This window comes from Pirellulales bacterium (genome assembly GCA_035939775.1).
Classification (GTDB): Bacteria; Planctomycetota; Planctomycetia; order Pirellulales; family DATAWG01; genus DASZFO01.
The window spans coordinates 1-2527 of the sequence record DASZFO010000244.1; the positions used below are offsets into that span (position 1 = coordinate 1).

Here is a 2527-nt window from a genome sequence, read left to right on the forward strand (position 1 = left end):
CCGGGCAATCGCCGATTATTTCGCCAAAGACGAAGCCGCGGCGGACGCCTTTCCCGCCGATTGGCATTTTCACCTGACGCGGAAGGAAGTGCTGCGCTACGGCGAGAACCCGCATCAGCGCGGCGCCCTATATGCGGGGGAGGATGCGGCCGGTGCGAACATGGTCTCCGCTCGGCAACTTCACGGCAAGGAGCTGTCGTACAACAACCTGCTCGACTTGGACAGCGCGCTAGGCATCGTGCGTTCGCTCGAGAGGCCGGCGGTCGTGGTGATCAAGCACAACAATCCGTGCGGCGCGTCGATGGCCGACGAACTGGCGGTGGCCACGCGGCGCGCACTCGATGGCGATCCGCTCAGCGCTTTCGGTTCGGTGCTCGGTTTCAACCGGCCGCTCGACGCGGCTTCGGCCGAGGTGCTGGCGGAGCCGGGTCGTTTTGTGGAAGCGATCGTGGCGCCCGGTTTTGCTGCCGACGCCGTGGAAATCCTGACGACGCGCCCCAAGTGGAAAGCCAACGTGCGGTTGATGGACGTCGGTCCTCTCGACGCCGTTCGGCCACGATGTGACTTCCGCCCCTTGGCCGGCGGAATGCTTGTGCAGGAATCCGACGTCCTAGCCGATCCGGAAAACGAATGGAAGACTGTGACACGGCGCCAGCCGAGCGAAGACGAGCGGCAAGAACTGCGATTCGCGTGGGCGCTCGTACGTCACGTCAAGTCGAACGCGATCGTGGTCACCAAAGACCAAAGCGTGCTGGGGGTCGGCGCCGGACAGATGAGTCGCGTCGATTCTGTGAAGATCGCGCTGGAGAAGGCCGGCGAGCGAGCCCGAGGTGCCGTGCTCGGCTCCGACGCCTTCTTCCCGTTTGCCGATTCGATTGGGGCGGCCGCGGGCGCGGGCATCACGGCCGTGATCCAGCCCGGCGGCTCGCGGAATGACGACGAAGTGATCGCCGCCTGCGACGAGCATGGCCTAGCCATGATCTTCACCGGCCGTCGGCACTTTAAACACTGAAACCGCGGCGCAGCGCCGTTCAGCGCATCAGCGCAAAATACTCGTCGCTGGAGAGAAAGGTGATGCCGGCTTGCTCCACCGTCAGGCTATTGCCTTCCAGCTTGCTCACCCACGACTGCTTGTCGGCGCTGTCTGGCTCTCGTTGCAACAGCACGGAATAGAGCTCATCGACCAGGCGAGTCGTGGCGTCTGGGCTGTTGACGAAGATCGATGCCAGTTCGGCGCGGGTCATTCCCGCGGCTAATTGGCCTTGCCAATAGCTGAGTCCCGCGTTGTCGGCGGGCCGAAGAGCGATGTCGTGATAGAGCGCATCCACAAAATCAGCATCGCTGGAGTGTTCTTGCGAATACTCCGGCGAGCTGACAAAGGCGTCCACTTCTCCCTTTTCGCCCAACGCGGCAAACAGCGCCAACCAGTGGGCCATGCCCGACGCGTCGGCCGACCGGTTCAAAAACTCGTGATAGTACTCGCCGATCTCCAATTCGCGGTGTTCGACGGAATCCCATATCTGTAGGACGACCTGGCTACGCGGGACACCGGCCCCCAATTGTTGTTGCCAATAGGCCAGCCCCGTCGCTTCGGCTGTGCGGTCCAACACGTTGACGTAGACCGCGTTGACAAAGGAGGTGTCGGCGCCGGATGATTGGGCCGCGTTGGTCCCGCCGACGAAGAGGGGCAAGATCGTGCTTGTCAGCACGTCGCCGAAATCCGCGGTCGCGACTTGGCCGTTCGTGACGGTAACGGTCACACTTGGCGTCGTTGCCGTTACACCCAGCGAGGGCAACACCTGCCCGACCGTGTAAGCGCCGGGAGCCAGTCCGTTGAACGAAAAGGCGCCGTTGGCATCGGTCGTGGTCGACGGATTGCTCGCGTCGGGCACACCGGTGCCGTCGACGTCGACGAACACCGTAATGCCGGCCAGACCGTCTTCCCCCGCATCCTGTCGGCCATTGACGTTAACGTCGTCGAAGACGGTGCCGCGAATCGCTAGGGGCGAGAATTCGCCCAAATCGACGTTCGAAGTCGTCGAGCCAGCAGTTACTGTGACCACCTGCATTGGCGTCGTCGCGATGACTCCGGGCGGCGTGACTTCCGCGACCATGTGCAACCCGGGAGCGACCCCCGTGAACGAGTAGTTCCCGTTGGCATCGGTGACGGTCGATGGGTTGTTTGCGTCAGGTTCCCCCGTGCCGTCGTTATTCAAAAACACGGTGCGGCCCGCCACTCCCGACTCGCCCTGGTCGAGTTGACCGTTGCGGTTGGCATCGGCGAAAACCGTACCGTCGATGCTGTCTAGCGTGATGGAGTTGATGCGTGCTAGTTGGTTGTTGGAACCGAGGGGGAGCTGGTTAAAATGGCTGTTGACATTGGTCGGATCGGCCTGGATTGTCGAAAGGGCGGCAATCGTATCGACGACTTGCATGCCGTTGCCCAGAACCTTGCCGAACACGGCGTAGCCACCGCCGTTGCTTGGATCGAGCGCGGTCGAGTTATCGATGTCGTTGATGAAGAACT

2 protein-coding genes are annotated in these 2527 nt (G+C 62.4%); one reads left to right on the forward strand and one right to left on the reverse strand.

From position 1 onward, the window contains the following. Nucleotides 1-1012: bifunctional phosphoribosylaminoimidazolecarboxamide formyltransferase/IMP cyclohydrolase (purH, locus tag VGY55_15240; GenBank protein HEV2971328.1), on the forward strand; the 1012-nt coding region annotated here is incomplete at its 5' end. Nucleotides 1013-1031: 19 nt separating this feature from the next. Here purH and VGY55_15245 read toward each other — a convergent pair. After that, nucleotides 1032-2527 (reverse strand): DUF4214 domain-containing protein (locus tag VGY55_15245; protein HEV2971329.1); only part of this gene is annotated, 1496 nt, incomplete at its 5' end.